The organism is Nonomuraea sp. LPB2021202275-12-8 (assembly GCF_037044575.1).
Lineage (GTDB): Bacteria > Actinomycetota > Actinomycetes > Streptosporangiales > Streptosporangiaceae > Nonomuraea.
This window is the reverse complement of sequence record NZ_JBAHWD010000008.1, coordinates 230,597-256,539: the sequence shown is the minus strand read 5'-3', so window position 1 is coordinate 256,539 and position 25,943 is coordinate 230,597. Positions and strand designations below refer to the sequence as shown.

Annotated in this window: 25 protein-coding genes and 1 pseudogene; 12 read left to right on the top strand and 14 right to left on the bottom strand. The window is 70.0% G+C overall.

Annotated features, from left to right (window positions below; genetic code table 11):
- Positions 1–16: 16 nt before the first annotated feature.
- From V5E28_RS18385 to V5E28_RS18350, 8 genes are all read right to left on the bottom strand, one after another.
- Positions 17–1,162, bottom strand: a complete 1,146-nt coding sequence (locus V5E28_RS18385) for a S8 family serine peptidase (protein ID WP_336208147.1) — start codon at positions 1,160–1,162, stop codon at positions 17–19.
- Positions 1,163–1,167: 5 nt separating this feature from the next.
- Positions 1,168–2,070, bottom strand: a complete 903-nt coding sequence (locus V5E28_RS18380; RefSeq protein ID WP_336208146.1) for a hypothetical protein — start codon at positions 2,068–2,070, stop codon at positions 1,168–1,170.
- Positions 2,071–2,126: 56 nt separating this feature from the next.
- Positions 2,127–3,344, bottom strand: coding sequence for a S8 family serine peptidase (locus tag V5E28_RS18375; protein ID WP_336208145.1), 1,218 nt, complete (start codon positions 3,342–3,344; stop codon positions 2,127–2,129).
- Positions 3,338–4,057: a hypothetical protein gene (locus tag V5E28_RS18370; protein ID WP_336208144.1), complete on the bottom strand. Its 720-nt coding sequence runs from the start codon at positions 4,055–4,057 to the stop codon at positions 3,338–3,340. The genes V5E28_RS18375 and V5E28_RS18370 overlap by 7 nt, the downstream gene beginning before the upstream one ends.
- Before the next feature lie 49 nt (positions 4,058–4,106).
- A complete protein-coding gene (gene moeZ / locus V5E28_RS18365) occupies positions 4,107–5,288 on the bottom strand; it encodes an adenylyltransferase/sulfurtransferase MoeZ (RefSeq protein WP_336208143.1) in 1,182 nt (393 codons plus the stop codon).
- A gap of 42 nt (positions 5,289–5,330) precedes the next feature.
- Positions 5,331–6,227, bottom strand: a complete 897-nt coding sequence (locus V5E28_RS18360; protein WP_336208142.1) for an alpha/beta hydrolase — start codon at positions 6,225–6,227, stop codon at positions 5,331–5,333.
- A 746-nt stretch (positions 6,228–6,973) separates the two neighbouring features.
- Entirely contained in the window at positions 6,974–8,224 is a 1,251-nt protein-coding gene (locus tag V5E28_RS18355) for a serine hydrolase domain-containing protein (RefSeq protein WP_336208141.1), read from the bottom strand.
- Between the two features lie 76 nt (positions 8,225–8,300).
- The gene (locus V5E28_RS18350; protein WP_336208140.1) at positions 8,301–8,741 is read right to left on the bottom strand and encodes a hypothetical protein; all 441 of its coding nucleotides are present in this window, start codon (positions 8,739–8,741) and stop codon (positions 8,301–8,303) included.
- A 631-nt stretch (positions 8,742–9,372) separates the two neighbouring features.
- Here V5E28_RS18350 and V5E28_RS18345 point away from each other — a divergent pair.
- From V5E28_RS18345 to V5E28_RS18330, 4 genes are all read left to right on the top strand, one after another.
- Positions 9,373–9,618, top strand: coding sequence for a hypothetical protein (locus V5E28_RS18345; protein WP_336208139.1), 246 nt, complete (start codon positions 9,373–9,375; stop codon positions 9,616–9,618).
- A 521-nt stretch (positions 9,619–10,139) separates the two neighbouring features.
- Positions 10,140–10,376, top strand: a complete 237-nt coding sequence (locus V5E28_RS18340; protein ID WP_336208138.1) for a hypothetical protein — start codon at positions 10,140–10,142, stop codon at positions 10,374–10,376.
- A 548-nt stretch (positions 10,377–10,924) separates the two neighbouring features.
- Positions 10,925–11,542, top strand: a complete 618-nt coding sequence (locus tag V5E28_RS18335) for an NADPH-dependent FMN reductase (protein ID WP_336208137.1) — start codon at positions 10,925–10,927, stop codon at positions 11,540–11,542.
- An 8-nt stretch (positions 11,543–11,550) separates the two neighbouring features.
- Positions 11,551–13,038, top strand: a complete 1,488-nt coding sequence (locus V5E28_RS18330; RefSeq protein ID WP_336208136.1) for an MFS transporter — start codon at positions 11,551–11,553, stop codon at positions 13,036–13,038.
- Between the two features lie 274 nt (positions 13,039–13,312).
- Here V5E28_RS18330 and V5E28_RS18325 read toward each other — a convergent pair whose 3' ends face one another.
- Both V5E28_RS18325 and ku read right to left on the bottom strand, forming a co-directional pair.
- The gene (locus tag V5E28_RS18325) at positions 13,313–13,639 is read right to left on the bottom strand and encodes a hypothetical protein (protein ID WP_336208135.1); all 327 of its coding nucleotides are present in this window, start codon (positions 13,637–13,639) and stop codon (positions 13,313–13,315) included.
- Between the two features lie 809 nt (positions 13,640–14,448).
- Positions 14,449–15,333 carry a non-homologous end joining protein Ku gene (gene ku, locus V5E28_RS18320; RefSeq protein ID WP_336208134.1) on the bottom strand — a complete coding sequence of 295 codons (885 nt, stop codon included), beginning with the start codon at positions 15,331–15,333 and terminating at the stop codon, positions 14,449–14,451.
- An 83-nt stretch (positions 15,334–15,416) separates the two neighbouring features.
- Here ku and ligD (V5E28_RS18315) point away from each other — a divergent pair, with 83 nt between their 5' ends.
- The 5 genes from ligD (V5E28_RS18315) to V5E28_RS18295 all read left to right on the top strand — a co-directional run bounded on the left by ligD (V5E28_RS18315) (position 15,417) and on the right by V5E28_RS18295 (position 18,454).
- Positions 15,417–16,298 (top strand): non-homologous end-joining DNA ligase, encoded by an 882-nt coding sequence (gene ligD, locus V5E28_RS18315; protein ID WP_336208133.1) that lies wholly within the window; start codon positions 15,417–15,419, stop codon positions 16,296–16,298.
- 34 nt (positions 16,299–16,332) lie between these two features.
- On the top strand, positions 16,333–17,214 hold the full coding sequence (ligD, locus tag V5E28_RS18310; RefSeq protein ID WP_336208132.1) for a non-homologous end-joining DNA ligase: 882 nt from the start codon (positions 16,333–16,335) through the stop codon (positions 17,212–17,214).
- 42 nt (positions 17,215–17,256) lie between these two features.
- Positions 17,257–17,457 (top strand): hypothetical protein, encoded by a 201-nt coding sequence (locus V5E28_RS18305; RefSeq protein ID WP_336208131.1) that lies wholly within the window; start codon positions 17,257–17,259, stop codon positions 17,455–17,457.
- A 60-nt stretch (positions 17,458–17,517) separates the two neighbouring features.
- Complete coding sequence (locus V5E28_RS18300) at positions 17,518–18,138, top strand: TetR/AcrR family transcriptional regulator (protein WP_336208130.1); 621 nt, start codon at positions 17,518–17,520, stop codon at positions 18,136–18,138.
- Positions 18,139–18,220: 82 nt separating this feature from the next.
- A complete protein-coding gene (locus V5E28_RS18295) occupies positions 18,221–18,454 on the top strand; it encodes a DUF3107 domain-containing protein (RefSeq protein ID WP_336208129.1) in 234 nt (77 codons plus the stop codon).
- Positions 18,455–18,785: 331 nt separating this feature from the next.
- On the opposite strand, the gene V5E28_RS18290 is transcribed toward V5E28_RS18295, so the two are convergent.
- Positions 18,786–19,430: a ferritin-like fold-containing protein gene (locus V5E28_RS18290; RefSeq protein WP_336208128.1), complete on the bottom strand. Its 645-nt coding sequence runs from the start codon at positions 19,428–19,430 to the stop codon at positions 18,786–18,788.
- 350 nt (positions 19,431–19,780) lie between these two features.
- On the opposite strand from V5E28_RS18290, the pseudogene V5E28_RS18285 reads away from it, so the two are divergent.
- Positions 19,781–21,211 (top strand): annotated as a pseudogene (locus V5E28_RS18285) (DEAD/DEAH box helicase); the annotation flags it as partial.
- Between the two features lie 527 nt (positions 21,212–21,738).
- On the opposite strand, the gene V5E28_RS18280 reads toward V5E28_RS18285, so the two are convergent.
- Complete coding sequence (locus V5E28_RS18280) at positions 21,739–22,302, bottom strand: GNAT family N-acetyltransferase (protein WP_336208126.1); 564 nt, start codon at positions 22,300–22,302, stop codon at positions 21,739–21,741.
- Positions 22,303–22,384: 82 nt separating this feature from the next.
- Here V5E28_RS18280 and V5E28_RS18275 point away from each other — a divergent pair, with 82 nt between their 5' ends.
- On the top strand, positions 22,385–23,275 hold the full coding sequence (locus V5E28_RS18275) for an alpha/beta fold hydrolase (RefSeq protein ID WP_336208125.1): 891 nt from the start codon (positions 22,385–22,387) through the stop codon (positions 23,273–23,275).
- A complete protein-coding gene (locus tag V5E28_RS18270; protein WP_336208124.1) occupies positions 23,265–24,191 on the top strand; it encodes an oxygenase MpaB family protein in 927 nt (308 codons plus the stop codon). Before V5E28_RS18275 ends, V5E28_RS18270 begins: the two co-directional genes overlap by 11 nt.
- A gap of 3 nt (positions 24,192–24,194) precedes the next feature.
- Here V5E28_RS18270 and V5E28_RS18265 read toward each other — a convergent pair whose 3' ends face one another.
- Positions 24,195–25,187 carry a RecB family exonuclease gene (locus V5E28_RS18265; protein ID WP_442945833.1) on the bottom strand — a complete coding sequence of 331 codons (993 nt, stop codon included), beginning with the start codon at positions 25,185–25,187 and terminating at the stop codon, positions 24,195–24,197.
- Position 25,188: 1 nt separating this feature from the next.
- A complete protein-coding gene (locus V5E28_RS18260) occupies positions 25,189–25,911 on the bottom strand; it encodes an MBL fold metallo-hydrolase (protein ID WP_336208123.1) in 723 nt (240 codons plus the stop codon).
- Between the last annotated feature and the right edge of the window lie 32 nt (positions 25,912–25,943).

Here is a 25,943-nt window from a genome sequence, read left to right as displayed (position 1 = left end):
CGACCATAGCGGATCTTTACTCCCTACGCTGATTGAGCATCACGAGTGCCCCGCAGAACATGACAAGCGCCACCAGAACGCCCCCGCCGTACAGCCAGAGCCGCCACGGATCGGGCCCCGGCGCCGACGGCGCGGGCGAGTTCTCGCCCTGCCCGAAGTGCTGGTCGTCGGGCATGGGCACGGCGCGCTGCTGGCCGGTGAGCCGCGCGGCGGCGTTGAGCGCGGCGGCGGCGTCGACCACCCCGAACCCGCTCCTGTCGTCGTATCCGGCGGCCGGGCGGCCCCTGGATCCGGCGGCCAGCGCCTGCGCCACCTGCTCGGGCCGCAGGCTCGGGTGGCGCGACTTCACGAGCGCCGCCACCCCCGCCACCAGCGCCGCCGCCGCGCTGGTCCCCTCGGACGCCTCGTAGCCGCTGCCGCGCTTGACGACGGGCACCCCCGAGCCGGGCGCGGCCACGAGCACGGACAGGTTGTCGCTGCTGTACGGCGCGACCTGGCTCTTCTTGTCCACGGCCGCCACGCCGATGACGCCCGGATAGCCGGCCGGGAAGCTCCAGTAGGAGCTGCCCTTGTCCTTGGCGTACTGGGTCTGCCCGTCGTTGCCCACGGCCGCGACGAGCACGACGCCCTTGCCGAGCGCGTAGGAGACGGCCTCGCGCTCGGACCTGTGCGGCCCGTAGGTGCCGATCGACATGCTGACGACCTGCGCGCCGTGGTTGGCGGCATAGCGCAGGGCGCGGGCCAGCGGGCTCTCCAGCCCGCCCCGCTGGTCCTGCAGCGGCGGGATCACGTGCATCTCGGGCTCCTCGTCCACCGCCAGCGGCAGGGACAGCAAGCGCGCCTCCGGGGCGACGCCGATGAGGCCGCCGTCCTTGCCCGACCCGGCGATCAGCCCGGCCATCGCGGTGCCGTGCCTGCCCGGCGTCACCTTGCCCTCCGCCGAGGCCGAGCCCATGTCCGGGCCGACGGTGACGCGGTCGCGCAGCTCCTTCACCTTGGTGTCGACGGCGCTGTCGATCACCGCCACGGTGACGCCCTTGCCCTTGGTGACGTTCCACGCCTGCTCGACGTTGAGCGCGTCGAGCACCCACTGCTGCTGCTCCCTGATGGGCTCCTGCGCGGGGGCGTGCAGCGCGAGCAGCGCGGCGGTCAGCACACGCACGGCGGTCAGCACACGTTCCCCTGAGTGCAGGGCGGCACCTTCGGCGGATCCGCGAGGAAGTAGGCGATCTGGTTGCCGACCGACTTGGCGGCCGGCCAGAGCTCGCTGTGCAGGATCTCCTCAGGCGGAACGGCCGCCCGGGTCCGGCCGTCGGCGTAGCCGGCGGTGGAGAAGACGATGTACGGCCCGGCCCCCACCCAGCCGGTGCGCTGGCGCTGGTCGGGCCCGAACCGCTCGGTCACTGTGCCGGGGAAGGCGACGGGCAGCACGCCGACCCGGTCGTCCTGGGAGAGCTGTTCGGTGGCGGTGACCCGGGACTCCTCGTCCTTGAGCACGGCCACGCCGACGGTCATGACGAAGGTGGAGGTCTGGTCGACGTAGGTGGCGCGCAGCATGGTGAGGCAGCCGTGGTCGTCGAGTATCGAGGCGACCGAGGGGTCCACGGCGCTGCGGCACCTGGTCTCGGGGGCGATGCCGACGCGCTTGGCGTACTGCTGGGCGCGCTCGAGGCCGAGGTACTTCACCTCTTCAGGGAAGACGCCCGTGGCGGGCCAGGCCTGCCAGCGCCTGGCGATCTCCTCCTGCTTGTAACGGTTCTGCTCTTCGGGGGTCAGCGGCCGGGAGCGGGTCTCCTTGAACAGGCCCACGGTGCCGAGCAGTACGACGACGGCTGCCAGGGCCACGGTGGCGCTGACCAGCGTCACGAAGAGCCGCCGGTAGCGCACGCCCTGCTGGAGCGCGTCTGCCTCGGCGCGCTCCTTGGCGGCCACCCGGCTCCGGGCGTTGGCCGCGGGCCAGTCGCGTACGCGCGACCTGCGTCCGGTGGTGGCGCCGAGCGGATTCCTCCGTCCCGGCGCGGCTTCTCCCCCGGCGCGTGGCAGCCCTGACGTGGTCCTGCGTGCCTTCACCACCGCCTCGTTCCCAGCTCGCCTGCCTGTCTAATTCGTCCCCGTAACGGGACGGATCATGCGTCTTGGCGATTGTGTGCCCGTCGCACCCTTCTGACCAGTACGAATATGGCCGCCAGGGAGCCCAGCGCTCCCATGGCCAGCGCCGCCGCGACCGAGCCGTAGGCCATGACGTGCCCACTGTCCCGCTCGACGACCTTGATGGGACCGGCCGGGCCGCCGCCGAGCGGCCTGGCGGGGTCGTGCGCCTGGCCGGCGGCGGCCGTCACGGTGTGCCCGGCCAGCCTGCCCGCCTCGGCCAGCGCCTTGGCGGCGTTGACCACGCCGAACCCGGTGCCGGTGTCGTAGCCGCCCGGCGGGCGGTCGCTCGCGCTCGCGGCCAGGGCTTGCACGACCAGCGGAGGCGACATATCTGGATATTTCGCCTTTATCAGGGCGGCAACTCCAGAGACCAGCGCGGTCGCCTGCGACGTGCCCCTGCCCACCCAGTACTCGTCGCCGGGCCCCGCGCCCATGATGTCGACGCCGGGCGCGGCCACCAGCACCGAGGAGTTCCAGTTGGAGAACGACGCCCGCCGCAGCCGCCCGTCCGTCGCGCCCACCGCCACCACTCCGGGGAAGGCCGCCGGGTAAGAGTAGGGAGCGGCCCCACCGGCGGCGACCTCGCGCGCGCCCTCGTTGCCCGCCGCGGCCACCAGCACGACCCCCTTGGAGATCGCGTACCGGACCGCCGCCCGCTCCTGCCGCGTGGCCAGCTCCTTGGAGATCGACAGGTTGATCACGTCGGCGCCCTGGTCGACCGCGTAGCGGATGCCCCTCGCGACCACGTTCTCGAACCGCTCTGCGGTGTTGAACTCCCTGAACCCCGGCTCCTCGTCCTCCAGGATCACCCGCACCGACAGGAGCCCGGCCTCGGGCGCGACCCCGATGACGCCGGAGCGGCCGTCCGGCCCGTGGCCGTGCCCGGCGATCAGCGAGGCCATGTACGTGCCGTGCAGGCGGCGGGGCGGCACCCCCGGCGGGTTGGCGCCATCGGTGAAGTCCCTGCCCACGGTCACCGACCCCACCAGGTCTCGGTGGCCCGGATCGACCCCGGAGTCGAGCACGGCCACGGTGACGTCCGCACCCTTGCTGACCCGCCAGGCCTCCCGCAGGTCGAGCGTCTTGATCACCGGCTGCTGGCCGCCGCGCACCTCGTCCGCGAGCGCGGGCATGGGCGCGGCAACGGACAGCAGCGCCCCCGCCAGCGTGATTGCGCCGGCCCGGCTCAGCACTGCCACTCCTTCGACGCGCAGTCGGGCATCCGCAGCTCGCTCAGGTCCGCCAGGACCCGCTCGGAGATCTCCGCGGCGAAGGCGAAGATGGTCGGACGCTGCTCGCCGACCCCGACGGCAGGCCTGCCGTCGACCTGTCCCGCCGTGGTCAGCACCAGGTACGGGCCCGCCTGCCGGACCGAGCCCGCCTGCCGCACGGCAGGGGTGAAACGGTGGGACACCGTGCCGTCGAAGGCCAGCGGCCGCAGGCCGGGCACGGGCTTGCCGGTGCCCGGGAACGCGACCTTGGCCCGGGCGGCGCGCGGCTCGTCGGGCAGTACGACCACGCCGACGGTGACGAGCACGCCGCGCAGCGCGTCGATGTAGGTGGCGCGGAGCACGGCCCTGCATCCCGCCGTGTCCAGCGCCCTGGCCACCTTGGCGTCGACGGAGTCGGCGCAGCCGGTGCGCGGCGAGATGCCGACCCGGCTGGCCCGCTCCTGCCCGCCCTGCTCGGCCGAGTAGGGCAGGCTGGCGGGGAAGATCCGCCCGGCCTCCCAGGTGCGCCAGCGCTCGGCGACCTCGCGCTCCGCCGCCGCCTGGAGCTCGGCCGCGCTGGGGCCCCGCGTGAGCTCCGAGCTCGCCTCGCCGGCCGTGACCCCGGCGGCCACCGCGCAGACCAGGGTCAGCGCGGAGGCCACCACGAGGGAGGGCCAGAGGCGAACGTTGTCCACAGGATCGACCTTAATGCGGGCGACCCTGCGGCATCCCCAGAAACCGGACTCAGTAGCTGGGCAGGCTCGGGTCCACGGTCTTGACCCAGCTCAGCACGCCGCCACCGACGTGAACGGCATCGGCGAAGCCGGCGCTCTTGACGACCGCCAGCGCCTCCGCGGAGCGCGCGCCCGACTTGCAGTGCAGCACGATGCGCTTGTCCTGCGGCAGCTTCTCCAGGGCCGAGCCGTTGAGGAACTCGCCCTTGGGGATCAGCGTGGCGCCCGGGATGGAGACGATCTCGTACTCGTTGGGCTCGCGGACGTCGACGAGGAAGATGTCCTCGCCGTTGTCCTGCATGGCCTTGAGTTCCTGGGCGGTGATCGTGGAGCCGGTGGCGGCCTCGGCGGCCTCGTCGGAGATCGCGCCGCAGAACGCCTCGTAGTCCTCCAGCAGCTCGGTGACCGTCGGGTTCTTCCCGCACAGCACGCACTCGGGGTCCTTGCGGACCTTGACGTCGCGGTACTTCATCTCCAGGGCGTCGTAGATCATCAGTCGGCCGACCAGCGGGTCGCCGATGCCCGTGAGCAGCTTGATGGCCTCGTTCACCTGGATGGAGCCGATCGAGGCGCACAGCACGCCCAGCACGCCGCCCTCGGCGCACGAGGGGACCATGCCGGGAGGCGGGGGCTCGGGGTAGAGGCAGCGGTAGCAGGGGCCGTGCTCGGCCCAGAAGACGCTCGCCTGGCCGTCGAAGCGGTAGATCGAGCCCCAGACGTACGGCTTGCCGAGCAGCACCGCGGCGTCGTTCACCATGTAGCGGGTGGCGAAGTTGTCGGTGCCGTCGACGATGAGGTCGTAGCCGGAGAAGATCTCCATGACGTTCTCGGTGGTCAGCGCCGTGTTGTGGATCACGACGTCGACCAGGGGGTTGATCTCGCGGACAGAGGCGGCGGCGCTCTCGGCCTTCAGCCTGCCCACGTCGGACTGGCCGTGGATGACCTGGCGCTGCAGGTTGGACTCGTCGACGACGTCGAAATCGATGATCCCGAGCGTGCCGACGCCGGCCGCGGCGAGATAGAGCAGCGCGGGCGACCCCAGGCCACCGGCGCCCACACACAGCACCTTGGCGTTCTTCAGCCGCTTCTGCCCGGCCATCCCCACGTCAGGGATGATCAGGTGGCGCGAGTAGCGGCGTACTTCGTCGACGGTGAGCTCGGCGGCCGGCTCGACCAGCGGTGGCAACGACACTTTCTACGCTCCCGTTTCAAAGGTCTTATCTCTGTGTGAAACCTAGCCGGGCAGTGGGGCATTCCCCAATCGCGTCTCACCGATCAGACGGCGCGCCTCGGCGGCCACGACGCACGGCAGCTCCATCATCGCCACATGCCCCGCCCGGGGCAGCAGAACCAGTCTGACCTGCCGGAACGCGCGAGCCGCCTTCGCGGCCATGGCGGGCCGGACGAGCCGGTCGTGCCTGCCGTGGATGATCAGGGTAGGCGCCTGGACCTTCTCGGCCTGCCGCCACAGGTTGCCCTCGCCGCGCCGGAAGTACTCGGCCACGATGCCCCGGGCCGAGCCGATCATGGCGGCGACGGCGTGCGGCAGGGAGTCCCGCCTGCGCAGTTCCTCGACGGCGTCGCGCAGCCGCACCGGGTGCACCGCCCGCACGTTGGCCCAGACCATGGTGAAGGAGGCGTTGATCCGCTGCTCGGCGGGGACGAGCCTGAGCCTGTCGGCCACCCACTCGCCCAGCCGGGGCGTGGCCGCCGCCGCCACCCGTACCGGGCCGTACCTCGGGAGCAGGTCCGGCAGCGCGGGTGAGATGAGCGTGAGCGAGCGGACCAGGTCCGGGCGGATGGCGGCGACCCTGACCGAGACCGCGCCGCCCAGCGAGTTGCCGAACAGGTGGGCGGGCCCGGTGTGCTCCAGGAGGCCGATCACCGCCGCGGCGTGCGCGGCGACGCTGTAGTCGCCGTCGGCGGGCTCGGGAGAGAACCCCGCTCCGGGCAGGTCGATGGCGTGCCCGGTGACGACGTCCTGCAGCTCGTCCATCAGATCGGTCCAGTTGGTCGCCGAACCTGCCAGGCCGTGGACGAACACCGCCTGCTCGGGGGCGCCCTCGGGGGTCGACCTGACGTGCACCTGGCCGATCATGCGCCCCGGCCAGTGCGGGACCGGCTCTGCCATGTCTGCTCCTTGCCGTCTCGACAACCATCCCGCCCGCATGCGGTCCGGATTCCGGACAGACCCGTGACCGGCCTCGGTCAAGAACGCATCAGGCGCGTACGTCCAACAATACGAAAGGGGGATGGCATGGTGTCCGGCCGTATCCACAAGCCGTATCCGGGCGATCGGACGCGGGGGGAGCTGCGAGAGGTTCGGCAGGTGGCGCCGGATCCACGGCACCGGCTGGGGCCGGAGGAGGTACCGCTTCGGCCGCCACTTCAAGAAGATCGGCAGGCACCGGCCGCTTCGGGGAGCCGCGGCGCCCCGACGGTGCCCGCGGCTCTTTCGTGCCCGCCGGACAGCCGAGGCCGTTGCGTACGCGATCACCAGCCTCCCACCGGGCCGGGTCACCCACGCCCAGCTCGCCGCGCTGATCCGCGGCCACTGGAGCATCGAATCGGAGCAGCTCCCCGCGTCCTGGCCAGCCTGCGCAACCTGGCCATCGGTCTGGCACGCCTGCTCGGCTGGACCAACATCGCCTCCGCCACCGACCACTACCGCAGCCACCCAGCCGACGGCCTTCAGCTACTCGGTGTCCCTTCCGGATGAAGTCGGCGGCTGGGACAGGTTCCGATCTGCGGTTCGAACGGTTTCGAGCCGTGTTGTTCAGGTCTTCCTGTCGGCGAGAGAACTTACGTCCGGGGTAGGCAGGCCGGCGGCGCTGTGGCGGGCCGCCGATCGGTGACCCGCCCGCGCCGCGCCGCCGGTCACGGTGTGGCCGTGCCCCCGTCCACGCCGATCGCCGGGAGCGGCCGTGCCGCCCTGGTCGCCGCGCCCGCGTCAGGCCCGCACGCCGCCTCCAGCAAGTGGTTCCCGAGCGCGAAGTCGATGGCATGCGTGACAGGACTACCGTTCTCGTCGAGCTGCTGGTAGTTCCTCAGGTTGGTGCCGAAGGCGAACTGGCGGCCGCCGCCGGTGTTGGAGAACGCGAAGGTCTGCATGCCGGGGATGCTCCCGTCGTGTCCCCAGAATCTGCCGCACGGCAGGTCGAGGGGGTAGATCCCGAGACCGTAGTCGATCACGGCGCCCGAGAAGGACCGGATGGGCACGGTCTTCTGCATCTCGGCGAGCAGAGTCGCGTCGAGCAGCTCGCTGCGCAGCAGCAGCCGGAAGAAGCGGTTGAGGTCCTCCATCGTCGAGGCGACCGCACCCGACGTCCAGGCCCAGGACATGTTGTAGACGCTGTAGTCCTTGGGCGGGTCGAAGTAGCCGAACAGCGCCTCGTACGCCTTGGAGCTCGGCCCAGGCAGGTACGGCGTGCGCGGGAACGCCGTGTGCCGCAGCCCGGCCTTCCGGAAGACGTGGTCGGTGATGTACCGCTCGGCACTCGTGCCCGTCACCTTCTCCAGCAGCAGGCCGGCGATGACGAAGTTCGTGTTCGAGTACGCCCCGGGTGTCACCCCCGGCTGCCCGGTCGCTGGGGCGCCGAGCCCCGCCCGCGCCAGTTCCTCCGGCGGGAAGACGCGGAAGCGGTTGGCGTCCAGGCTCTCGATCGTCGGGAAGATCACCTCGGTGTGGTTGGCGATGTGGCTGGTGTGGTTGAGCAGCATGCGTACGGTGATCTGCTGCCCGCGCTCACCCGGGATCAGGTCCGGTAGGTAGCGGCCGATGGGGGCGTCGAGCTCGATCGTGCCCTTGCCGACCTGCTGTAATACGCCCACGGCGACGAACGACTTGGTGATGCTCCCGGCCCGGTGCACCATCTCGGGCCGCATCGGGCGGCGGGTCTCGACGTCGGCGACGCCTGCGGCGCCCTGCCAGCTCCGCCGGCCGTCCACGACGTTCGAATAGGTGCCGTACATGCCGGCCTCGTGCATGGCGTCCAGCGTCTGGCGCAGCCGCTGCCGGTCGAGGCCGCCGTCCTCAGCGGCGGCCGCGGGTGCCGCCGCGAGCAGCGCGGCGGCCAGGGTCGCGGCTCCCAGCCGCGAGGCGAGCGTGCGGAATCGACGAATGGTCATGGCGCTCAGCATGAGCCTTCCGCTCGGCGGAGGTCAGTGCGCTGTGTCACAGGTCCCGCATGACAGAAGTCAGCTCTCACACCAAGTCGGCGTGGCCGTCGTCGGCCGGGCCGGGCAAGGCGGGTGTCCATACCGCCTTGCCCGGCCGGGCGCTGGGCCGGCGCCTCCTGGGCCTGATCGGGAAGAAGGGGTGACGGACCCGGCCTCGGGAATCAGGCGGGTGGGTCGCTCTCGGTCTTCTGGCCGCGGAAGTAGCGGCAGCAGGAAATCTTGCCGCTCGTGCGAAGCTCGCCCAAGGCGGGCCGGACCGCGTGGGGGGCAGGTGCGAGCTCCTGGCGAAGGTGGCGATGGTGACGATCAGCGGCCCGGCCGGCACGCGTGCGGCGCCGGTCCAGATCTTGTGGGCGAAGTAGTCGGTGACGTCGGCTGACGGTTCGGCGGGGCCGGTGACCTCCAGGTCCTGCAGTATGGCGGCGGTTTCGGCCAGAGGCCTCGCGCTGCCGGCCAGCGCGCGCAAAGGATCGGAGCTGAAGGCGGAATCCGACGACTCACCCTGAACACCGACACGAGCACCGACAACAACACGCGAAGACCGACAGCTTCAACTGCAACCGACACTCGGTCTCACGACATGAGAACGCTTCCCCCTGCCCGGACAGCCCTCCGAAATACGGACATATCACCTCATTTCTGTTTATGGATATCTAAACGATCTCATGACTTTCCAACTATGGATAAAGGCTATCGATCTTCGTTTGTGGCCTTCGAGAGCGGAAAGCATGTCAGTCAGATGGCGGACGAAGATGGCGCGGCGACCGAGGGCGCTCGGTGTCGCCCTGGAGAGCAGATGACACCCTCTGGTGCGAGCGGCGAGACGGCGGCAGGCCTCCTCTCCCCACCACGGTGGAAGCCGACTATCCGATCCTCAATTGCCGCATAATCGGACAAGTCACATCATTGCACTCGATGGTATTTGATGTGAGCAATAAAGCTCTTGGTCTACAGCAAAATAGCGTAACTTCCGTTTACCTCCTAACTGTCCCGGAAATGCCATTCGGTGGATGGCGGCTCAGCAGCCATCCGAGACGGCATCCAGGTAATTCGGAAACGTCGAGAACGGGACAACCAATCCTTTAGGGGGAAACGCAATGCCCAAGCTCAAGGGTGTTATCGCGGGAGTCGCCATCAGCACGGCGCTGGCCGGCGGCGCGATCGGCATGAGCGTATTGACCACCACGGCCGCCGCCAACGCCGCCACGCCCGTCGTGGCCGCGAACTGCCAGACCTCCCACCGCCACCACCACCACCACGGTCACGGGATCCGCATCCGGGTCCACAACAACAACTGCACGGACAACGTCAACCGGAACAGCAACGACGAAGAAGCGAACTGAGGGCGGGCGTCCAGCCCCAGCCCGCCTAGTCGAGCAATTTTGGCATATGCCCATGGGCGCGTGAATGAGTGCCCGTATTCGCCGGCCGGTCGTTCGTGGACGGCCGACCACGAATACGGGCACTCAAAAAGCCCGCTCAATCAGACAACGTTTTTCCATTGAAGGCTCGCCAGGCATCGCCCGGGGAGCCTTTGCCATGCCCGCAGGTTTTCGGAAGCACGTACGACATGCCGTTCGCCACGCGTATGCGCATTTGCGGCGACATCCTTGATAAGTGCAATGAAAATGCTATTGCGGAGCAAAACAAGACAACTGCCGGTTTGTCCGCCATGGGGCCCGGAAATATAACCGACACGGATGGTCATAGCAGTCATCCGCGATAGTTCCCGGGTAATCCGGAAACATCAGAACGGGGCAAACCAATCCTTTTAGGGGGAAACGCAATGCCCAAGCTCAAGAGTCTTATCGCTGGAGTAGCCCTCAGCACGGCAATGACTGGCGGCGCGGTCAGCATGGGCGCCATGACCTCGGCGGCCAGCGCCGGCACCACTGCCGGCGCGAGCACGTCCGTCCTCGCCGGTTCGGGCTGCTGGGGCGGCGGCCACCGCCGTTGCGGCTGGGGCTGGGGCCACCGTCACCACCACCACCGTCAGGGCAAGGTGCGTGTCACGGTCACCAACAACAACCACACCCACAACACCAACGACAACCGCCAGGAGCGCGACGAGGACCGTGACCGTCGCAACTGGAACGATTAAGGATCACGCTTCAGCTTGAGCCTGTGTCGCATCACCCCAGGAGCGAAGGGCTTCATCGACGCGATGAACTCCTAGCACCTGGTTAAGTGCCCGTATTCGATGGATCGCCGCTCTTCACCGGGCAGCGAACTCACCCATCGGATACGGGCACTCGGCATTGCCCCGCGATCCGGACGACAGGCCCGTGCCGGCCCGCACCCCGTCATCTCGACGACCGCCGCCTCTCCCCGCCCGATCGCCTCCCCCGCGAAGACACGCGAAGACACGCGAAGACAGCGGTCCGCGCCCCACCCGAATCTCGCCAGACCCCCTCCTCTCCCGCACCCGTCCAGGGACGCTGCCCGGATCTCCGCCGTCCTGGGGATGCCGGCAGCGCGTGTCCGTACAGGAAGGTGCGGACGCCGACTGGGCGGTCCGCTCACCGCCGTAGCATGCGAGCTATTTGCAGTGGGCGTTTTACTTTCTGCCATACTCGTTGTACTTTACTTACGGCCGAGCAGGAGCTGGCTCGGCCTGCGTCGTGAGAGCGGAACAGAGGAGACGGACACATGATCCGGATTGCCATCGTCATCGGCAGCACCCGCCCGACCCGCCGGACGGAGGTCGCGGCCAGGTGGGTCGCCGAAGCAGCGGACAGGCATCCCGCCGCGGGGGCCGGCCAGGTGACGTTCGAGGTGGTCGACCTGGCCGCGTACGGGCTGCCGCTGCTGGACGAGCCGTTGCCCGCGCTGTTCGGCGACTACCGCAACGAGCACACCCTCAGGTGGGCCGCCGCGATCGGCTCGTTCGACGGGTTCGTGTTCGTGACCCCGGAGTACAACCACTCGATCCCCGCCGCGCTGAAGAACGCGATCGACTACCTGTTCACCGAGTGGAACGACAAGGCCGCCGCCTTCGTCAGCCACGGCGTCCATGGCGGGACCCGTGCCGTGGAGCAGCTCCGGCTGACCCTGGCCGAACTGAAGGTCGCCACCGTGCGCACCCAGGTCGCGCTGTCGGCGTTCACCGACTTCGAGGTCACCGATCCGGCCGAGCCCGGCGTCTGCGCCCCCGGCGACCACCAGGAGCCGACGTTGCACGAGATGCTCGACGAGCTCATCTCCTGGTCCCAGGCGCTCAAGCCGCTGCGGGAGAGCGCCACGGCCGCCGGCCTCCAGCCGGCCTGACATCGGCCATGTCCGTTCTCGCCAACGCCGCAGGAGGGCTCGCCGGCGGTCCGGACCCCCGCCGGCGGGGGCGGCCCGCCCTGGCGCTGGTCGTGGTGCTGCTGGGCTACCTCACGCTGCCGATGCTGATGTCCGGCACCACGGTGGCGCTGCCGCGGATCGGCGCCGAGCTCGACGCTTCGGGCCCGGTCCTGCAGTGGGTGGTCGTCGGCTACTTCCTGGCCGCGTCCTGCCTGATGCTGGTGGCCGGAGCGCTCGGCGACCTGCTCGGCCGCCGCCGCGTGTTCGCCTTCGGCGCCGCCGTCTACGCCGCCGGAGCCCTGGCCAGTGCTCTGGCCCCCGGCATCCTCCTCCTGGACGCGGCCCGGACTCTGTCGGGCGTCGGCGCCGCGGGGGTGATGGGCACCGGCGGCGCGATCCTCGGCGAGACCTTCACCGGGCCCGCCCGCACCCGGGTGTTCGCCGCGGTGGGCAGCACCGCGGGCGTGGGCATGGCGATCGGCCCGACCCTGTCCGGCTGGCTGGTGGGCTCGCTCGGCTGGCGCGCCACGTTCGCCGCGTTCGCCGCCGCCGGCGTCCTCATCTGGGCCGGCACCGCGCTCATGACCGAAACGCGGGCCGCGGCCCGGCCCCGGATCGACGTCATCGGCGCGGTCACCCTCGTCAGCGCTCTCGCGATGACGATGTTCGGCGTCAACCAGGCCGCCGAAGCCGGCTGGGACAGCGCGTGGGTGCTCGTCCCGCTGGCCGTGGGCGTGACCCTGCTCGCGGCATTCACCGTGGCCGAACGCCGCGCCTCTCACCCGGTGCTCGACCTGACGCTGCTGCGCGACCGGCGATTCACGGCCTGGTGCCTGGCCTGTCTGGCCGTCGCGGCCGCTCCCGCCGGGGTGCTGGCTTTCCTGCCCACCTATCTGCAGGGCGTCGACGGAGCCTCGCCCGGCGCCGCGGGACTCACGATGCTGCTGCTCACCGCACCCGTTCTGGTCATGCCGCAGGCAGGGGCCTGGCTGGTGAACCGCGGCGTCCCCGCCCGCGCGATCGTCACGGTCGGCCTGCTGCTGCTCGCGGCCGGCAACGCGTGGCTCACCACGCTGCGTCCCGGCATCGGCGCGCCAGGGCTCGCCGGCCCGCTGGTGGCCATCGGCGCGGGGATGGGACTGGTCATCGGCGTCAACGACGCCCAGGCCATGGACCAGGTGAGGCCCGATCGGCTCGGGATGACCGCGGGCCTGCTCAGCACCGTCCGCGGCGGCGGCGCCACCCTGGCCACCACGCTCTTCGGCACCGCCCTGATCAACCTGCTCCAAGCCCGCGACGGTGCCGCGGAGACCGCCGCCCGGATCGCGGCCGGTCAGCTCACCGGGCCCGACCGGGCGTTGCACGCCGCCCGGCTCACCGACGCGTGGGAGGTCGTGTCGTGGTCCGTGGCGGCGGCCTGCGCGATGCTCGCGGTCGTCATCTGGGCCATGCTCGGGCCCCGCCGCCGGGGGTGAAGGCCCGCCCGCGGCTTCCGGGGCCTGAGTAGGACGCAATCCGGTACGTCGCCCGATCGCTCGTTCCGAGAGTTGTCCAGGCGTCGGCTCGACTATTCCGCGAATGCCGAATGCCCGTATCACCCGGCGAACGTCGCTGCTCAAAGAAGAACGGCGTTCCCATCGAATACGGGCATTCATCCAGGCGCTTCGGAATTCATCTACGCTGATAAAATTCTAGGACGCTTGGATATACGACACAGGCTCAAGCTGAAGCGTGATCCCTTGGTCGGGGTCAGTCGTCGTCAACGTTCCCGCGGCGGTTGTCGTTGTGGTTGTTGTTGTGGTTGTTGTTGATGATCCTGATGCGGATCTTGCCTTGACGGTGGCCGTGGTGGTGACGACCCCAGCCCCAGCCGCGGCCGCCGCCCCAGCCGCCGCAGCCGCAGCGACGGTGACGGCCGCAGCCCCAGCCGGCGAAGACGGACGTGCTCGCGCCGGCGTTGGTGACGGTGGTGGCGCTGGCGCTGGCCGCACTGGTCATCGCGCCCAGACTGACCGCCCCGCCAGTCATTGCCGTGCTGAGGGCGACTCCTGCGATAACACTCTTGAGCTTGGGCATTGCGTTTCCCCCTAAAGGTTCGGTTGCCCCGTTCTCGACGTTTCCGGATTACCGGTAACTGTCTCGGATGGCCGCTAACGAGTCATCCGCTAAAAGTCATTTCCAGGACAGGAGACGAACAAACAGGAATGACCCTATTTTGCTATACACTAACAACCCTATTGCTTATATTCAGCGTTTATAAAATGAAATGCCGTGATTTGTCCGATTTTGTCCCGCCTGACGATCTACCCGGCTCGGTGCGGCACCCGCAGCTCACGAGACCGGCCACTGGCCGCCGCCACACCGACCCAGGTCCACGAGAACGGGCGGGCATCGCACACCAAGATCACGAGCTCCGTTCTTGCCCCCGGTGGTGGGATCGCTGGACCTTGTGCTCCAAACGGCCGGGTCGGCGGTCGGGCGCCAGCGGGTGACCGGGCTCCTCTTGCCCACAGGAGCGACTCGCGCTCACCCCGGCCGAGACCCTTCGGCGTGTGAAGTGGTCATCGCGCTCCCGAGGGCCGGCGAAAGGCCCGGCCGGACCGGCAGTCGAAGCGCGGATCCAGGCAGCCGGGCCTACGCCACCCACGAACCGGCACTACAGGCAGCCGGGCCGCATGCGGTGCCCCGGCGCCATGAGCAGCCAGGCCGTACGTGGGGCCCTGACGCCACATCGGCGTTGCGGGTATCCGGGCCGTACCCCGGTGGCGGCGCGTTCGGCCGTACTTCCAAGGTGACGGCGGACTGGCCGGTCTGGTCGTACATCGCCGTGAAAGGCCGGGCGAGCCCCTATGGCGCGACCCGGCGTGGATGCGTCCCCGCTGCTGTTACGCCGACTTGCGGGCCTTGCGCTTGGGGGCGGCTTCCTTCTCCTTGGCGTCCTTGGAGGCGGAGGACTTGGACGCGGCCTTCTTGGGCTTGGCGGGCTCGCCCGTGCGTTCCCGCTTGGCCGCCTCCACGCTCGCCCGCAGCGCGGCCATGAGGTCGACCGCAGGTCCGGCCTCCTCCTCGCCCTCCGGCGGCGCGACGACCTCCTTGCCCGCGACCTTGGCCTCGATCACCTCTTGCAGCGCCTCGCGGTAGGTGTCGTGGTATTCGGTCGGGTCGAAGTCGGCCTCCATCGTGGTGATCAGCGATTCGGCCATCTTGAGTTCCTGGGCGCGCACCTCGATGTCCTCTTCGAGGAACTCGAAGTCGGGCCTGCGGATCTCGTCCGGCCAGAGCATCGTCTCCAGCACGAACACACCGTCACGCACGCGCAGTGTGGCCAGCGACTCGCGTTGGCGCAGCGCCACCTTGACCACCGCGACCTGGCCCGAGCTCTCCAGCGCGTTGCGGAGCAGCACGTACGGCTTGGCGCCCTGGGCGTCGGGTTCGAGGTAGTAGGACTTGGCGAAGTAGATGGGGTCGATCTGCTCGGCGGGGGCGAACTGGAGGACGTCGATCCTGCGGGAGGTGCTGAGCGGCAGGCCCTCGAAGTCCTCGTCGGTGAGCACCACGATCTCGCCGGTCCCCAGTTCGTAGCCCTTGGCGATGTCGGAGTAGGAGACCTCCTCGCCGTCCAGCGTGCACACCCGCTTGTAGCGGATCCTGCCGCCGTCGTCGCGGTGCACCTGGTGGAAGGTGACGTCCTTCTGCTCGGTCGCCGAGTAGAGCTTGACCGGGATCGTGACCAGCCCGAAGGAGATCGCACCTTTCCAGATGCTGCGCATGGGCACTCCTCAGCGGTAGCGGGCGGGTCGCTAATGGGCACATACCCGTCATGGTGCAACCAATGCCATACCCCATCGAACCAATGCTCGCTGTACCTGGGGAACTACCTTCCGATCACGAGCGGTACGGCCTGGAGGTCAAGTGGGACGGCATCCGCGCCATCGTGCACCTGGACGGCGCGCTGAGGGTGACCGGCAGGCACGGCGCCGACTACACCCGCCGATATCCCGAAATTTCGGCGTTCGGGGTGAGGAAGGCCGTCATCGACGGTGAGGTCGTGGCACTGGACCAGCAGGGCAGGCCGAGTTTCGTCCGGTTGCAGCACCGCATGCACCTGACCGATCCCGAGCCGCTGATGCTGGCCCGCTACCCCGTCACGTACCTCCCCTTCGACCTGCTCTACCTCGACCGCGTGTCCCTGTGCGACCTGCCCTACCGGGACCGGCGGGCGCTGCTGGACGAGCTGGACATCGGGGCTCCGCCGTACTTCTCCGGAGATTCCGACCTGCTCGCGGCCACCTCGGAGCAGGGCCTCGAAGGCGTCGTCGCCAAGCGCCTCGACTCGCCCTACCAGCCCGGCGTGCGCTCCCCCGCATGGGTCAAGGTGAAGAACCTGAGCACCGTGGAAGTGGTGATCGGCGGCTGGAAGCCGGGCAAGGGCCGCAGGTCGGGCGGGATCGGCTCGCTGATCATGGGCATGTTCACGACCGAGGGGCTGATGTACGTGGGCCATGTCGGGACCGGGTTCACCGAGGAGGTCCTCGACCTGCTTCATGCGCTCCTGGGCCCGCTGGAGATCCCCCGCAGCCCCTTCCACAACAAGGTTCCGTGGCGTAATCGATGGGTTAGACCCGATCTGGTCGGGGAGGTGGCTTACACGATGTGGACGGACGAGCAGAGATTGCGGCACCCCGTATGGCGGGGCCTGCGTCCGGACAAGATCCCTTCGGAGGTGACGCTGTGAGGGTTCCGCGGCCGAGCGGGGTGGGCACGGTCTGATGGGCGGCGCGAAGGTTCCGGTCAAGGTCGACGGGCGCGAGCTGACGCTGAGCAACCTGGACAAGGTGCTCTATCCGGAGGTGGGCTTCGCCAAGGCCGAGATCATCGACTACTACAGCCGCGTCGCTCCGGTGCTGCTGCCGCACCTCCAAGGCAGACCGCTGACGGTCAAGCGCTATCCGAACGGTGTCGAGGGCGCCAGCTTCTTCGAGAAGAACGCGCCCGAGCACACCCCCGGCTGGGTGCGCAGGGTCCGGCTGCCCGTGCCCGGCAGCACCAAGAACCGCGAGACCATCGACTTCGCCATCGTCGAGGACCTGCCGACGCTGGTCTACTACGCCAACCTCGCGGCCCTGGAGCTGCACGTTCCGCAGTGGCGCGTGTCCCCCGACGGGGAGGCGCTGCCGCCCGACACGCTCGTGTTCGACCTGGACCCCGGCGAACCCGCCACGATCGTGGAGTGCTGCCGGGTGGCCCTCATGCTGCGCGAGGTGCTGGAAGCCGACGGGCTCACCCCCAGGCCGAAGAGCAGCGGCAGCAAGGGCATGCAGCTGTACGCCGACTGGGACGGCCGCGAGGAGCCGTCGGCGTACGCCAAGCGGCTGGCCCAGGGCCTCGCGAAGGAGCATCCGGAGCAGGTGCTCAGCGTGATGACCAGGAAGCTCCGGCCAGGCAAGGTGTTCATCGACTGGAGCCAGAACAATCCAGCCAAGACCACCGTGGCGCCGTACTCGCTGCGTGCCAGGGCGCGTCCCACGGTCTCGACACCCCTGCTGTGGAAGGAGGTGGAGAGCTGCGAACATCCCGACGAGCTGGTGTTCACGACATCCGACGTGCTCGCCAGAGTGGAGAAACAGGGCGACCTTTTCAGCCGGGCGTAGGCTGGACGCGGCCAACGTAGAGGGGGGACCGAGATGTCGGAAATGGACGTGCGCGGTGACGAGGGGCACTTCGACGACGAGGAGCTGCCGATCGAGGCTCCGGAGGCGGACGCCGCCGAGCAGCGGCGTCAGCTGGACGAAGCGGAGGGCCGGCCGCGCCTCGAGTTTCCCCTTGAGGTCGATCCCGCCGACGCGGCGGACCAGGACCGTGTGGTCGAGCTGGATGATGACGACTATCGCTGAGACGGCGGCTACTCGCACGTAGGATGTCGGGACGACCCGCTCGAAAACATGGAGACCCGCGTGACCGCTACCCCGGACGCCAAGCCCCGGGGCACCCGGCTGCCCCGCCTCGCCCGTCGTCGGCAGTTGCTCAGCGCGGCGCAGGAAGTGTTCGTCGAGAACGGCTATCACGCGGCGGCCATGGACGAGATCGCGGACCGGGCGGGAGTCAGCAAGCCGGTGCTCTACCAGCACTTCCCGGGCAAGCTGGAGCTCTATCTCGCGCTGCTCGACCTGCACGTCGAGGACATGGTCAACCGCTGCCGCGAGGCGCTGGCCTCCACGCACGAGAACAAGTTGCGGGTGCAGGCGACGTTCAGCGCGTTCTTCGACTTCGTCTCCACACAGGGTGAGGCCTTCCGCCTCGTCTTCGAGTCCGACCTGCGTAACGTGGCGCCGGTGCGGCAGCTCGTCGAGCGCTCGCTGAGCGAATGCGCCGAGATGGTCAGCGCGGTGATCCAGGAGGACACCGGCTGCACCAGCGACGAGGCCCACCTGCTGGGGGTCGGGCTGGTCGGCATGGCCGAGGTGAGCGCCCGCTACTGGGTCACCACGCAGGGTTCCATCCCCAAGGACGCGGCCGAGCAGCTCATGGCCCGGCTCGCCTGGCGAGGCATCAGCGGTTTTCCGCGTACGGCATAACCCGTTCGCTGGTCGCGATCAGCGGCGCTTTTCCGGCGTCCGGCAGCCACGATGGGATGAGCAAGCCCCGTCGAAAGGGAGCATGATGGAAATCAAGATCGGCGTACGTTCGGTGCACCGTGAGCTCGTTGTCGAGACCGACCTGTCAGCCGACCAGGTCGAAATGGAGATCAGAAACGCCCTTGCCGCCGATCGGGGCGTGTTCACCATCACCGACGTGAAGGGCAGGCGCGTCATTGTGCCGGTCGCGTCGCTGGGATTCCTCGAGATCGGTGAGGACGAGACCCGCCCCGTGGGCTTCGGCGGCACCCTCTGACGCGTTTCACTCCCCCGGGCCGGCCTGGAGAGGCATGCGCACCTCCAGGCCGGGCCTCAGGGATGCTCGTGGGGGTCGTCGAGCCGGCAGCCGCGGGGCCGCCGGCGCCGGGGGACGCGATCGCGTTCCTGTTCGGTGGCCGGACAGTCCGCGCTTCCCCTTCGCAGCACGGCGCGCGAAGTCCAGCGATTCGGCCCACATCTCGTCAAGGAACTGCCGTAGCGGCGCGAGGCCCTCATGTCTGGCACCGTACAACCGTTTCGTGCCCTCGCGCCGCTCGATGTGCGGAGTGGCCTCCTTTGCGCACCCGATCGCCGCCGGCAGGCGGCGGTCAGATCCCCAGCGCGGACATCCGCTTGCCGTGCTCCTCGGTGAGCGTGGCGAACAGCCGGGAGATGTCCGCCTGGTCGTCGGCCACCGACTCCTCCAGCATCCTGGCCAGCTCCGGCCGGGCCGCCGCGATCCGCTGGGCCTGGCTGAGCGCCTCGCCGACGAGCCGCCGCGCCCACAGCGCCAGCCGCCCGCTCGCCGCCGGATCGGACGCCAGGGCCGCCCGCACCCTCTCCACCACGAACCCGGCCCGGCCGCCGTCCGCCAGCACCTCGTCGACCAGCTTCGCGATCGACGGCTCCAGCCGCCTGGCCGCCTCCCGGTAGAAGTCGAGCGCGATGCCCACGCCCACGTAAGCTTTGACCAGCGCCTGCAGCCAGTCTGCCGGCTTGGTCTGGGTGTGCCAGGCGTCGAGCGCCTCGGCGAAGGGCAGCATCGCCCCCTCGGGATCGGCCCCGAGCTCGGTGAGCCGCTCGCACAGCAGCCGGAAGTGCTCATACTCCGCCACGGCCAGCTCGCTGAGCGCGGTCCGGTCGGCCAGCGACGGCGCCAGGAGCGCGGCGTCCTCGGTCATCCTCGTGAATGCGCTGAGCTCGGCATAGGCCAGGACGCCGAGCAGGTCGACGCCCCCAGGGGACTCGTTCATGCCTCGCAGCGTACTTCGGTCAATCTTCGGGAACATACGTAAGCTCGGTCAACGTTGTGGTATCGAGTACACTGCTCTGTGAAAGTGCGACCGCACTGTGTTAATTCGGGGGTTTCCCCCGATAACCCCCGACTCCCCGGGTGCGCGGTCGCTGATGACGCGAGAGGGCTGGCTCTACCGCGAGGACCCAGGCACGGGGATTCATTTCCGCCCGTCGGTCCCGGCAGGCCCGCCTTCATTTGAGACTGAGGCAGGCCACGCTGACGACTTTCCGAGACCTCGGAGTCACACCAGAGATCGCCGATGCCCTCGAGACCGAGGGCATCACGACACCGTTTCCGATCCAGGAGATGGCTCTCCCGCTCGCCCTGAGCGGCCAGGACCTCATCGGTCAGGCCAGGACGGGCACGGGGAAGACCTACGCGTTCGGCATCGCGATGCTGCAAGGCATCGGCAAGCCACGCAAAAACCGCAAGAAGCCGCGCGGGCTGGTCGTCGTACCGACCCGTGAGCTGGCCGTCCAGGTCAGCGAAGACCTGGTCACCGCCGCGGGCAAGCTCGGTTCCCGAGTCCTGACCGTCTACGGCGGACGGGCCTACGAGCCGCAGATCGAGGCGCTCAAGGCCGGGGTCGACGTGATCGTCGGCACCCCCGGCCGCCTGCTCGACCTGGTCAAGCAGAAGCACCTGGACCTGAGCCAGATCACGAGCCTCGTGCTCGACGAGGCCGACCGGATGCTCGACCTGGGCTTCCTGCCCGACATCGAGCGGATCTTCAAGCTGATCCCGGCCGAGCGCCAGACGATGCTGTTCTCGGCGACCATGCCGGGCGAGATCGTCGGGCTCTCCCGGAAATACCTCAACCGTCCCACGCACGTGCGAGCCGAGCTCGAAGACGGCGACGGCGACACCCCTCCGAAGACCCGCCAGATCGTGTGGCGGGCCCACCGGATGGACAAGATCGAGATCGTCGCCCGGCTGCTCCAGGCCGAGGGCCGCGGGCTCACCATGGTCTTCTGCGAGACCAAGCGAGCCTGCGACATGGTCGCCGAGCAGCTCGACACGCGCGGGTTCGCGGTCGCGGCCGTCCACGGCGACCTCGGCCAGGGCCAGCGCGAGCAGGCTCTGCGCGCGTTCCGGCACGGCAAGATCGACGTCCTGGTCGCCACCGATGTGGCGGCCCGGGGCATCGACGTCGACGACGTCACCCACGTGGTCAACTACGACTGCCCGGCCGATGACAAGGCCTACGTGCACCGCATCGGCCGCACCGGCCGGGCCGGGCGCACCGGCATCGCGGTCACCTTCGTGGAGTGGGAGGAGCTGACGCGCTGGAAGATGATCAACCAGATGCTCGGCCTCGACTTCCCCGACCCCGTGGAGACCTACTCCACCTCGCCGCACGTCTACACCGAGCTCAGCATCCCCGAAGGCACCAAGGGTGTGCTCCCGCGCGCCAACCGCTCGCGGGCGGGCCTGTCGGCGGAGCACGTCGAGGACCTCGGCGAGACGGGCCGGCCCCGCCTGCGCGGGGGACCGCGCGGAGGAGGCCGTCGTGACGAGCGCGAGGAGCGCGAGCGTCCCGCTCGCGCGCCGCGCCAGCGCCGCCGCACCCGCGGTGGCAAGCTCGCCGAAGAGGGCACTGCCGTCGAGACGCCGGAGGTCGAGCTCGTGAACGATCGCTCCCGTGATCTTGAGGAGACGCCCGCGATCATCTCCACGGACGAGGTGGAGACGGTGGCCGCCGAGCCGCGCCGCCGCACCCGCCGCCCGGCGAAGGCCGACACGAAGGCCGACACGAAGGCCGACACGAAGGCCGACGTCAAGGCTGACGTCAAGGCTGACAACGGGGCCGACGTCGGGGCCGGCATCGTGGAGGCCGTAGCGGTCTCCGAGCAGGCGCCGGTCGCGGACCTCTCTCCGGTGACCCGCCCGGCGAACGTACCCGAGCCCATCATGGAGGCCACCCCGGTGACCGAAACAGCGACCGAGCAGGCCAGCGTGCAGGCTCCCGACTTCTCCACCCCGCCGCCCCCGGCCCGCAAGGAGCCGGAGCGCATCATCCCCGCCAGCCCGTTCTCGGTGATCTTCCAGTCGCCGGACCTGGCTACGGACGACGACGACATCGCCCCGTCCGCCGCCACCGAGCGCAAGCAGCAGCGCCGCCAGCCGCGTGGCGGTAGCGGTGGCGGTGGCGGCAACCGCCGCCGCGCGGGCTAGGCACCGCAGACGAAGGGCGCGCACCGCACACCGCGGTGCGCGCCTTTCGCGTGTACGGGGCCCTTCCAGCCGTACGGCCCGCGACGGCGTCAGGCGAGGGACAGGCGCATGACGGGCCGGGTCGGCGTGCGGCGGGCGATCTCCTCGAATCCCGCCTGCTCGAACAGCGAGCGCCACCCGTGGTACCGCTCGGCCGCCGCCAGCCTGCGGTCGGAGTCCGTCGGGTAGCCCTCCACCGCCACCGCCCCCTCGGCCGCGGCGAAGGCGACGGCCCGCTGGAGCAGGGCCGCCGCGATGCCCTGGCCACGCCCCTGGCGGGTCACGTAGAAGCAGGTCACGGACCACACGCCGGTCTCATCGGGGTCGGCGGGCCTGGTACTGGGCGAGCGGCCGATGCGCGCCTGCTCCTCGCGCGGCGCGACCGCGCACCAGCCCACGGGCGTCCCGTCCAGATAGGCGAGCAGCCCCGGCGGGCGTGCGGACTCCACGAGCGCGCGCAGCCGTGCGCGGCGCTCGCCGGCTTCGAGCGTCCTGAACTCCGCGCCCGGCATCCGGAACCACATGCACCAGCAGCCCGACTGGCCCCCCTGCGGGCCGAACACCTCTTCGACGTCGTCCCACGCGTTCGCGAGACGGATCTGCAGCTCCCGCATACCTCACAACTCCCCAAAACTCGCACCAGCGTAATGCGTACGCCGGTGTTGACGTGCTGACCTCTGGGTATTGTTGCCCCACGTGAGTACGCCGCGATTCCTGCACCTGCCTCCTGGCGTTGCACCAAGAAAGCTCGAGACGCCGCAGGGCATGTTCGCGGCCCTGGAGGCGTTGCCGGTCAGCGGCGTGGTGGAGCGCTGGCCCGCGCTGCTGGTGCCCGGCCTGACCGGGAGCAAGGAAGACTTCATCGCGGTCCTGCAGACCCTGGCCCAGTCGGGCCGCCGCGTGCTGGCCGTCGACCTGCGCGGCCAGTATGAGACGCCGGGCCCCGAGGACCCTGCGGCCTACACCTGCGCGGCGCTCGGAGCCGACATCGACCTCCTGTCCCAGCAGCTCGGCGACGGCGAGCCGGTGCACCTGGTGGGCCACTCCTTCGGCGGGCTGGTCACGCGCGAGGCCGTCATCGACGGGCGCACCAAGTTCGCCTCGTTCACGCTGATGAGCTCCGGCCCGGCGGCGATCATGGGCAAGCGCGCCCACCATGGCAGCAAGATGGCCCGGGAGATCCCCGAGCTGGGGCTGGAGCACGTGTGGCACGCCGGGTTCGAGCCGGAGGCGCTGGCCAACGGGGTGCCCGACGAGATCATCGCGTTCCTGCGCAGGCGCCTGCTGTCCAACTCGCCCACGGGCCTGCGGTACATGGCCGAGCAGGTGCTCACCATGCGCGACCGCACCGACGAGCTGCGCCAGATCGAGGTGCCCACCCTGGTGCTGTACGGCGAGCACGACGACGGCTGGCCGGCCGAGACGCAGTCGGAGATGGCCCGCAGCCTGAACGCGGAGTGCGTGGTCGTCCCGGGCGCCGTGCACTCCCCCGCCGTGGAGGCGCCGGAGACGACCGCCACGGCGCTCGTCAGGTTCTGGAACACCGCCGAGAGCCACTACCTGGACACCAGGTCCCATGCCATGTGATCACACCTCCACCGTGGCGGACATCGTCGTCCAGCCACCGCAGAGCGCGACCTGGCAGGTGCACCTCGACCGCTCCATGTGGGTGGGCGGCGTCCGCGGCCTGATGCTGCAGGCGCTGCATCCGCTCGCGATGCTCGGCGTGTGGCAGAACTCCAACTTCCAGGCGGACCCGTTCGGCCGCCTGCGCCGCACCGCCGACTTCGTCGGCCGGGTCACGTTCGGCACCCCGGAGGAGGCCGCCGAGATCGGCAGGCGGGTGCGCGCCCTCCACCGCGGCCTGCGCATCACCGATCCCGCCACCGGCAGGACCCATCGCGTGGACGATCCCGAGCTGCTGCTCTGGGTGCACTGCGCCGAGGTCTCGTCCTATCTGGAGGTGGCCAGGCGCGGCGGCCTCGGCCTCACCGGGCGCCAGGCCGACCGCTACCTCGCCGAGCAGCGCGCCAGCGCCGCCTACGTCGGCCTGCACCTCGACGACGTGCCGGGCTCGCGTGCCGAGCTGGACGCCTACTTCGAGCGGGTGCGGCCCAGCCTGCGCGTCACCGAGGAGGCCGCGTCCACCGTGCGGTTCCTGCTCTGGCCCCGGCTGCCCCGGGAGCTGCGGCTGCTGTCGCCCGCCCGGCCGGGCTACTTCCCGTTCGGCGCGCTGTGCTACTACACGCTGCCGCGGTGGGCCCGGCGGATGTACGGCGTCCTGCCGGAGGTGCCGCGGGGCGCGGTCACGGCCGGGCTGCAGGCGTTCAGGTTCGCCCTGAACTCGCTGCCCGAGCACCTGCACGACCGCGCGTTCATGCCGTCGACCAGGCAGATGCTGAGCGATTCGCGGTCGCGGCTGGGTGCGGCCGGCTATGACGTCAGCAGGGGGCTCAAGGGACTGACCGACCCCCGCCGCTGGCCGAAGGCGCCCGCGACCTGACCTCTACTCGGCGAGGGCGTCCCAGGGGCGATGCTCGGGAGCGGCGGCCAGGCCCTCGGGGCAGTGGCGGCGGAAGTCGCACCAGCCGCAGATCGGGCCGGGATTGGGGGCCAGGAGGGCGTCGAGCTCGTCGGTGACGGGGGCCGGCCCCACGGAGGGCCTGTCCGCGCGCGCCCCAGAAGCCTCTCTCGGGCCCTTGACCGCCGTCGCGGGGTCGGTGCCGCTCGGCGTGCCGGCGCGCCCTCCAGCGGCTCCTGAGGGCCGTCTGCTCTTGGCGGCCGGAGCGCCCATGACCTCGCGGTAGCGTTCGTCGGCCGCCGAGGCCTCCAGGGCGATCTCCTCGGCCCGCCGCAGGTGGCGCCCGAGCGACTCCTCCGTGTGCCGCCACTCGACGATCTCGCCGGTCGGCAGGTGGTGCAGCTCGACCGCGCGGGCGGGGGTCCGCATCATCCTGGACGCCGCGACCGCGTAGATCGCCAGCGCGAGCGAGGAGCGCGCGTCGTCCTGGGTGAGCGGCCGCCGCCCGGTCTTGTAGTCGACGACCACCAGCTCGTCGCCGCGCCGGTCGAGCCGGTCGATGCGGCCGGACACCGCGATGACGCCGGTGCGGGTGGCCACGGTCCGCTCCACGCCGACGGGGTCATCCGACGGATCTAAAGTGGCGACATATCCGGACACGAGGTCGCGGGCACGGCCGAGCCACTCAGCCGACTGGGCGGTGTCCCTGAACCCCTCGGCGATCCACCCGTTGGTGAGCAGGATGGCAGCCGTCAGCGGCGTGCGCCGCTCGTACGGCTCTCGCCACCAGGCCGCCAGCGCGTTGTGCACGCTCGCCCCGACGCTGTTGTGCGCCCAGGCCGGTCCCTTGGAGGGCTGGGGCCGGTCGAGGTAGGTGAACCGGTAGCGGCGCCGGCAGTCGAGCCAGGCGTTCAACCGCGACGGCGTGCACGAGTAGAGCCGCCGCGGCATCCCTTCCAGCGGGAGCTGGTCGTACACCCTATTCGTCGCCCGGGCCGAGCTTGATGCCGGAGATCTTCGTGCCGTCGGAGAGCGGGCCCTCAGCGGCGGGGGCGGCCTCGGACGGAGAACGGGTCAGCGAGCCGGAGATCCAGTCGTCGAAGTGCGGCTCCAGGTCGCCGATCGTCACCTCGTCACCGTGCACCGCGAGCACCCGGGTCTCGGCGGGCAGCGTGAACAGCCGCCCGCCGATCGCGGTGAGCTGGTCGGCCAGGCGAGGGTATTCGCCGCCGAGCTTGCCCGGCCCGTCGGCCTGCAGCGTCTTGCCGGAGAAGACGGCCGCGAGCCCCTCGCAGTAGAGCGAGACCCCGCCGGGCGAGACGCCGGGCGTCTCCATGACGTCGAGCTGGACGTCGGCGACACCGAAGATGCCGTCGTCCTCCATGTCGATGTCGGGCCAGGTCTCCGACCAGGTCTCCCGCCAGAGCGGCTTGTCCTTGGGGTGGAGTGCGATGACCGCCTCGTCCCTGCTGGCCACCTCGATGGCCGCGCCGACGTGGTCGGGCAGGCCGTGTGTGCAGATCACGGCGAGCACCTCGCGCTCGCCGACCTGCTCCAGGATCTTGTCGGCGTCACGCGCCGGGTCGATGACGATCACCTCGTCGTCGTCGCCGATGATCCAGGTGTTGTTCTCGACCTTGTATTCGACGTCGTCGATGTCGACGACGCCCTCGGTCACCACTCGCTCGATACGCGCTGTCACGCCTCCGAACTCTAGCCCGTCCGGGTCGGTAC